This is a genomic window from Polaromonas sp., assembly GCF_030682935.1.
Lineage (GTDB): Bacteria > Pseudomonadota > Gammaproteobacteria > Burkholderiales > Burkholderiaceae_C > Polaromonas.
Genome location: NZ_JAUXNA010000037.1, coordinates 1 through 6,784, shown reverse-complemented (window position 1 = coordinate 6,784; position 6,784 = coordinate 1). Strand labels below are relative to the sequence as shown.

Below are 6,784 nucleotides of genomic sequence, written 5' to 3'. Positions count from 1 at the left end.
TTCTCGTGCTTCATCATGCGCTGCAGCAGAGGCAACGCGAAAGCGGCGGTTTTGCCCGTGCCGGTTTGGGCGGCGCCCATCACGTCCCTGCCTTGCAGAACGACCGGGATGGCCTGTTCCTGGATGGGGGTCATGGATTCGTAGCCCATCTCGGCTACGGCGCGGGCCAGCGGTTCTGCTAGCGAAAGGTTCGAAAAAGATGATGTCATTTAGCCTGCCATTGTCGCACTTTGGACGAAACAGGGGCTATAACCTCGATTTTCGTCACAAAAACGAGCTGCCAGAACCCCGCCTGGTGGATGGGAATAGCTGCCGATGCGCATTTTATTGCTATTAATTAAATAGCTATCAGCACCCGCTGACTATGCGCTTAAGGCCGATTTCTTATAAATTTTTGACACTGAATGTGTCGCAGGCCTTGACGCTGCCATTGTTCAGGCCATTGTTGAACCAGCGCTGCCGCTGGGCGCTGCTGCCGTGGGTAAAACTCTCGGGCACCACGGCACCGCCACCGCCGCGCTGAAGCGCATCGTCACCGATTTTGGCGGCGGCGTTCATGGCTTCTTCGACATCGCCCTGCTCCAGAATCTGGCGGGCGTTCTGGGCCTTGTTCGCCCAGACGCCGGCAAAGCAGTCGGCCTGCAGTTCCAGCTTCACGCTCAGCTGGTTGTACGCGACCTCACTGACCCGGCCGCGCATCTGCTCCATCTGGCTGCTGATGCCCAGCAGGTTTTGCACATGGTGGCCAACCTCGTGCGCAATCACGTAGGCTTGGGCAAAGTCGCCGGGCGCGCCCAGGCGGTTTTTCAGGGTTTCGTAAAACCCGAGGTCGATATAGACCTTTTGGTCGCCGGGGCAGTAAAACGGCCCCATGGCGGCTTGGCCCTGGCCGCAGGCGGTCTGTGTAGCGCCGCGAAACAGCACCAGGCGCGGCTCCTGGTAGGTGCCGCCGCCCTTGGCGAACACGTCTTTCCAGACATCTTCGGTATCGGCCAGCACGGTGGAGACAAAGCTGGCCATGCGGTCGTCGGCAGGGGGCCGTTGGCCAGGCGCCTGCTGCTGCACCTGGGCGGGCGGCGAGGCGCCGCTTAAAGCCCCCAGTATCGTGAGCGGATTGATGCCGAAAATCCAGCCGCCCACCAGCGCCACCACAATGGTGCCTATGCCTATGCTGCGGCCGCCCAGCAGTCCGCCGCCCATGCCGCCACCCGCGTCATCGCGCCGGTCTTCGACGTTGTCGGACTGCCGATTGCCTTCCCATTTCATGATCGATTTCCTGGTTTGCGTATAAAGACTTGCCTGACGCTGAAGCTTGCCCCCGTCCGCCACGGCTGGATGTCAGCGCAAGCGCCGACTTGATCGCCCCTCAGCGCAATCACTCGACTTGGGGGGTGGACAGGACAGCGGGCTCATCGCGCAGCAGCCGCCAAGCCAGCCAGGTGCCCAAAATTGCGTTGAGAATCGCAAAGCTGCTGATCAACAGCACGCCCCCGGTGTCCAGGGGCCGGTTGTGCGCGATCCAGGCGAGCGCCGATGACAAGGCATTGAGCGCGAGCATGATCCAGAACAAGGGATTGCGGGGCTGAAACAGGCGAGACAATTTCATAGTGCCCACATGCTAACCGCTTGACAGCCGGCAAGGTGTTGCGTGCCGTACGGCGCGCAACACCATACTAGCGGCCCGTCAGCAAGGCAGTCGACTGGAAGGCGCCGTCAAGACCCGTGGCGTCGGCTACGGCCTGCGGGCTGGCGGTTTGCGGCAGGAAATTGGCCGCGGTCTGGGCCTGCAGGACGCAGTTTTGCCGTTCGGTGCCAAGGCTGCTCTGGTTGCACTGGGCCAGGGCCGATCGCTCGGCGGCGTACTGAAACCCGCGCGCATGCGCTCTTTCGACCTGCCCGTCCACCACCAGCGCCATGGCCACCAGCTGGCACACGATGACCAGCCCCGCTGCCACGCCCAGCCAGACTTTATGGGACGGTTCATCAGGCTGTTGCGTATGGTCAGAAAACATCTTCGTCACCTCTTTATTACATTTGTGTCGATGCTAAGGCGGCGCCTTGAAAAACCATTCGGCACTTTTCCCGGCCCTGTGTAGGATAAAAGCGCTGGCTTACCATGGCGGCATGACCTCTGCCTCCTCCATGCCTGTTTCCTGCGCTCTGCTTGACCCCGCCCGGACGGCGGAGCGACTGCCCTACCCGCTGCTGGTGAAGGCGCTCACCGCGCTGCTGCAAGACCCTTCGGTGCAGGTGCCGGCGCGCCTGGTGCTGCCCCTGCCCGGTGGCGGCAGTTTGTTTGTCATGCCCGCGCTCGATGGCTTGAGTGCCATCACCAAGCTCATCACCTTTACGCCAGCCAATGCGGGCCGTGGCCTGGCTACGATTCAGGGCGACGTGGTGGTGTTTGACGTGGCCACGGGCCAACGCAGGCTGATTCTGGATGGCCCCACCGTGACAGCGCGGCGCACGGCCGCCGTGTCGGTGCTGGCCGCCCAGCGGCTGGCACCCTGCAAGCAGGGGCCGCTGCTGATTGTGGGTGCGGGCGTGCAGGGCAAAGCCCACCTGGAGGCCTTTGCCGAGGGCTTGAACACCCGGGAATTTCTGATTGCTTCCCGCAGCCTGTCCAGCGCGCAAGGGCTGGCCCATTACGCGCAAACGCTGGGCTTGCAAGCCCGCGTGGTGCTGGACGCCGATGCGGCGCTGGCCGACTGCCCGATCGCCGTGACCTGCACGCCCGCCCACGAGGTGGTGCTGGGCGCCCTGCCGCGCGGCGACGCGTTTGTGGCCGCGGTGGGCGCCTTCACGCCAAAAATGGCGGAGCTGAGCCCGGAGTTGTGCCGTTATTTTGCAGCGCACGGCACGGTGGTGGTGGACACGGTGGATGCCGCGCACGAGGCCGGTGATTTGCTGCAGGCCGGGCTGGAGGTAACCCGCTTTGCCAGCCTGGCCGACGTGGTGCGCACCGAGGCTTTTGCGGCAAAGGGGCCGGTGCTGTTCAAGAGCTGCGGCTGGGCTGGATGGGATTTGGCCGCGGCAAGAACGGCCCTCGCCCAAGCAGTTGGCCCACACGCAGACTGACCATCTTCAGGCTGAGTGCGCATGGGAGCGCCCCTTCAATACGGCCTGGTGGCCTACTCAGGGCGAACAGGACTTATGGCGAAGTCTCCTGGCAAGGCCGCTACGGATCGGCCACTGTAAAAAGCTGCTGCACATCAGGGGCACTGGCGTAAACAGGCGCGGCACCTCGCGCTGGCTGGCGTTGCGTGACTCGCCTGACCGAGGCGCGGACCTGCTTCCTGGCTTCTCTACTGCTCCAGATACCACTGGATGAAGTACTTCGCGACGAAGCCCACCATGCCAAACGCCAGGCCCAGAAAAATGACGAAGGTGCCTAACTTGCCGGCCTTGGACTGCCACGCCAGGTGGCCGATGATGAACATCATGTAGAGCATGAAAGCCCCCACGCCGAAGGTGAGCCCAAAGGTGGCGATCTGCTCTTCCGTGAAGCCGAACATCAGACGGATCCTTCGGGCGGCAGGCGTTCGGGCAGGTTACTGGAATCGACCAGGTCACGGTAAGCATGCCAGCTGGCGTGGCCCAGCAGCGGCAGCACGAAAATCAGGCCTACCAGCAGCGTACCCAGGCCCAGCAGCGTCAGGCCCATGATCAAGGCGGCCCACAGGGCCATCGGCACGGGGTTGGTCAGCACCGCCTGCCAGCTGGCCAGCACGGCCTGCATCACATTGACGCGCCGGTCCAGCAGCAGGGGCATGGCAATCACGCTGGAGGCAAATATGGGTGCGGCCATCAGGCCCCCCATGGTGAGCCAGAGTTCAAACACGTAGTAATTGGGCGCCAGCACGATATGGCGCAGAAAGTCCACGGGGGTGTTGATGGGCTGCGGCGCCATCAGCGTGATCAGCGCCGCCGAGGTAAGCACCCAGCCGGTGCCGGCCAGCGCCAGCAACAAACCGAAGCGCACCAGGCACCAGTAGCCGCCACGCACCACATAGCGCGAGTGTTGCCAGCGGGTCCAGGTCTTGACGACCAGCTTCGTGTTGATAGCTTCGCCGCGTTCGAGGGCACGGCTGATGGCGTACAGGCTGGTGGCCAGCACCGGCGCCACCACCAAAAAACCGGAAAGCGCACCGGCCAGCAACCAGAAATGCTCGTGCGCCAGGAGCAGCAGCAGACCGCCAAAGGCGGCCAGCACCAAGCCATGCGCCAGGCTAAGCCAGCCGCCGCGCCGCATGTCTTGCGCGCCACGCGCCAGCCACTGCAGCGGCTGGGCCAGCCCGATGGTGCGAATCACAGGCAGCGCCACATGGCCAGGGGCCGACGGCGAGGGGGAAGGAGGAAGGTTGGAGTGCAGCGCCATGGCCTGAGCATACCTGCAGCGCCTGCCCCGGGCTGGCCAGGGGCAAGGCTTTTCGGGTGCGGCATGCGCGTCTGTTGACCCTGGTCAAGAGCACGGCGCTGCTGGTGCAATCCATCTCCGTCATTGCGAACGCAGTGCGGCAATCCATTTATGCGCTTTTTCGGCGATGACGATTCGGGGGCGGTTCATGAAAAGCGAAGGGGTTTGCTTGTTCGGTCTCGATTTGGCGTGACGAGATTGGGCTGGCCGGGAATCGCCCCGGCAGGCGACTTACTTTTCTTTTGCTTCGCCAAAGAAACCTAAGGAAAAGAAAGGCGACCCTACTGTCTGCGACCCCTTCGCTTCGCTACGGGGCACCCTGCGGTGCTCGCTTCAGGCGGGGTCCGCGCAAACTCGCCTTCGGCTCAAACAGCGCGCGGCCCTGATCCGCCTGAAGCTCCGCTCCTCAGCGCAGACAGAAGGGGGCGAATCGGGGAAAAGACCAATACCAACAGCCAGCAGCCGAATACGCAGCACGCGCTCGGCGCGATTTTCTCCCCGACTCCGCATCCGATCCCAAAACCCGTCCTGGCTGGGCCTGTGATGACGCGGGAAAGCGGGATCAGGGCGAGCGATTGTCTGAGCCGAAGGCGAGTTCGAGCTCGACCCCCGCTTTTCCGGGGCAGCGCAGGTTGCCCGAAGCGCAGCGTAGGGACCCCCAGACTGCGGGTCGCCTTTTCTTTGGCTATGTCCCAGTTATGTGTTGAAGGAGTAATCTGCAGGTAGACACTCATTGAGGAGGTCTGCATATGGACACCCAAGCCTTTCAACACTGGCTGGCTCAGCTAGGCCAACTCAGTGCTATGCAGAGAGCTACTGTGCAGCGTGTTCTTCGTGAACCGCGACCGAAGGATGCTCTTGAAGCCGCCTTGCCGGACTTACCAGCTTGTCCTCATTGCCAAGCGCCAGCCACTCAATTGGCCCCGTGGGGCTGGAGTCGTGGATTGCGGCGTTACCGATGCCGGGCGTGTGGCCGTACCTGCAATACCTTGACCGGCACAGCCTTGGCGCACCTGCGCAAAGCCGATTGCTGGCATGCCTACGCCCAGGCCTTGATCGATGGCCTCACGCTCAGGCAGGCGGCGCAGCATTGTGGCGTCAACAAAAACACTGCTTTCCTGTGGCGACACCGTTTTTTGCTTGCCGTTGCAGGGCATCGCGATACGCGTGAGAGCGGCATTGTCGAAGCGGATGAGACCTTCTTCCTGGAGTCCTTCAAGGGACAGCGCCGCCTGCCCCGGCCTGCTCGCAAGCGCGGCGGTGTCGGGGCCACGCGTGGAACGGGCAAAGACCAGATCCCGGTTATGGTGGTTCGCGACCGTGAAGGACACACTGCCGACTTCCAGCTGGACAAGCTCGATGCCGCGCATGTGCGAGACGCCCTCCTGCCTCTGATCGATCGCGAGTCGGTGTTGTGCACGGATGGAGCAGCCGTTTACGCCGCCTTTGCCGGCGCCAGTGGAATCACGCATTACGTCGTGCATGCCCGGCCGGGGCAGCGGGTCCGAGAAGGAGCCTTCCACATCCAGAACGTCAATACCTATCACAGCAGGCTGAAGGGCTGGATGGCGCGGTTCCATGGTGTTGCGACCAAGTACCTCGTCAATTACTTGGGGTGGCGACGCATGCTGGAGCGCTATCAACCGAGCATCCAGCCCGTTCACTGCTTGCGCGAATCCCTCGGGCGAGCTCGGCAACACGTAATTGGGACATAGCCTTTTCTTTTGGGCGAACTAAACTTCTTCCGCATGCGGCTGGGGAACTGAAGTAAGCGCCCGGTGAGCCCATGTTGACGACCGTAAGTGAATCACCCACTCGCTTATCAAGTTCAGTTCTGTCTGGCGCATGGCTACTCTTGTGTATTCCAGAACCGCCAGTTGCCTGCGCGTCACATCCCCGACGGTCATGAGGGCGTTCTTGAAACAGATGAGGATAAGAGACGTACCACTCCGTTATGGATTGCGTCGGATTTTTGCTTTTCAGGGCCGTCCTGTCTTTAGGCTGCTGCAGCCCGTTCACGTTCGGGCGTCGGTCCGAGCGCTGGCTGGGGTGCGGTCCGATCGATAGAAAGCTCGCCACCCAAGGCTTCGAGCAGGTCAGGAATCAAGGCTGACAACTCTCCCGTCACGATGGCCACGTCGGTGTCGAAGCCGTCGTCATCCTTGCCTCTTTCCTGCACGCCGTCAAGCACGACGTCGAGCAGCTTGATTTTTCGCACTTGGGCCATGTCGGTCAGAACAAAAGACACGCGATCGTTCCACGTCATGCCTAGCTGTGTGGGCACTTTGCCCGACGCAATATGTTGAGCGACCTCGTCGATTTCGAGGGTGTGGCGCGAATAGCGGACCGTCGATTTCTGGTCATCGG

Annotated in this window: 9 protein-coding genes; 2 read left to right on the top strand and 7 right to left on the bottom strand. The window is 62.4% G+C overall.

Annotation, left to right across the window (positions count from 1 at the left end; genetic code table 11):
- From Q8K05_RS01365 to Q8K05_RS01350, 4 genes are all read right to left on the bottom strand, one after another.
- The coding region (locus Q8K05_RS01365; protein ID WP_305244757.1) for a DEAD/DEAH box helicase at nucleotides 1-209 on the bottom strand (209 nt) is incomplete at its 3' end.
- A 175-nt stretch (nucleotides 210-384) separates the two neighbouring features.
- A complete protein-coding gene (locus Q8K05_RS01360) occupies nucleotides 385-1,266 on the bottom strand; it encodes a neutral zinc metallopeptidase (protein WP_305244756.1) in 882 nt (293 codons plus the stop codon).
- 109 nt (nucleotides 1,267-1,375) lie between these two features.
- On the bottom strand, nucleotides 1,376-1,606 hold the full coding sequence (locus tag Q8K05_RS01355) for a hypothetical protein (protein ID WP_305244755.1): 231 nt from the start codon (nucleotides 1,604-1,606) through the stop codon (nucleotides 1,376-1,378).
- A gap of 67 nt (nucleotides 1,607-1,673) precedes the next feature.
- Nucleotides 1,674-2,012, bottom strand: coding sequence for a hypothetical protein (locus Q8K05_RS01350; RefSeq protein ID WP_305244754.1), 339 nt, complete (start codon nucleotides 2,010-2,012; stop codon nucleotides 1,674-1,676).
- Nucleotides 2,013-2,124: 112 nt separating this feature from the next.
- Between Q8K05_RS01350 and Q8K05_RS01345 the strand changes: the two genes are divergently transcribed.
- Nucleotides 2,125-3,078, top strand: coding sequence for a delta(1)-pyrroline-2-carboxylate reductase family protein (locus Q8K05_RS01345; protein ID WP_305244753.1), 954 nt, complete (start codon nucleotides 2,125-2,127; stop codon nucleotides 3,076-3,078).
- Between the two features lie 227 nt (nucleotides 3,079-3,305).
- Here the strand turns inward: Q8K05_RS01345 and Q8K05_RS01340 are convergent, their stop codons facing one another.
- Complete coding sequence (locus tag Q8K05_RS01340) at nucleotides 3,306-3,515, bottom strand: DUF2788 domain-containing protein (RefSeq protein ID WP_305244752.1); 210 nt, start codon at nucleotides 3,513-3,515, stop codon at nucleotides 3,306-3,308.
- A complete protein-coding gene (locus Q8K05_RS01335) occupies nucleotides 3,515-4,378 on the bottom strand; it encodes a DUF2189 domain-containing protein (protein WP_305244751.1) in 864 nt (287 codons plus the stop codon). Before Q8K05_RS01335 ends, Q8K05_RS01340 begins: the two co-directional genes overlap by 1 nt.
- 788 nt (nucleotides 4,379-5,166) lie before the next feature.
- On the opposite strand from Q8K05_RS01335, the gene Q8K05_RS01330 reads away from it, so the two are divergent.
- On the top strand, nucleotides 5,167-6,132 hold the full coding sequence (locus Q8K05_RS01330; protein ID WP_305244750.1) for an IS1595 family transposase: 966 nt from the start codon (nucleotides 5,167-5,169) through the stop codon (nucleotides 6,130-6,132).
- A gap of 281 nt (nucleotides 6,133-6,413) precedes the next feature.
- Here the strand turns inward: Q8K05_RS01330 and rdgC are convergent.
- The coding region (gene rdgC / locus Q8K05_RS01325; RefSeq protein WP_305244749.1) for a recombination-associated protein RdgC at nucleotides 6,414-6,784 on the bottom strand (371 nt) is incomplete at its 5' end.

Coding starts and splice junctions, on each gene's coding strand:
- Q8K05_RS01360 (WP_305244756.1), bottom strand. CDS start 1,266: ATGAAATGGGAAGGCAATCGGCAGTCCGACAACGTCGAAGACCGGCGC.
- Q8K05_RS01355 (WP_305244755.1), bottom strand. CDS start 1,606: ATGAAATTGTCTCGCCTGTTTCAGCCCCGCAATCCCTTGTTCTGGATC.
- Q8K05_RS01350 (WP_305244754.1), bottom strand. CDS start 2,012: ATGTTTTCTGACCATACGCAACAGCCTGATGAACCGTCCCATAAAGTC.
- Q8K05_RS01345 (WP_305244753.1), top strand. CDS start 2,125: ATGACCTCTGCCTCCTCCATGCCTGTTTCCTGCGCTCTGCTTGACCCC.
- Q8K05_RS01340 (WP_305244752.1), bottom strand. CDS start 3,515: ATGTTCGGCTTCACGGAAGAGCAGATCGCCACCTTTGGGCTCACCTTC.
- Q8K05_RS01335 (WP_305244751.1), bottom strand. CDS start 4,378: ATGGCGCTGCACTCCAACCTTCCTCCTTCCCCCTCGCCGTCGGCCCCT.
- Q8K05_RS01330 (WP_305244750.1), top strand. CDS start 5,167: ATGGACACCCAAGCCTTTCAACACTGGCTGGCTCAGCTAGGCCAACTC.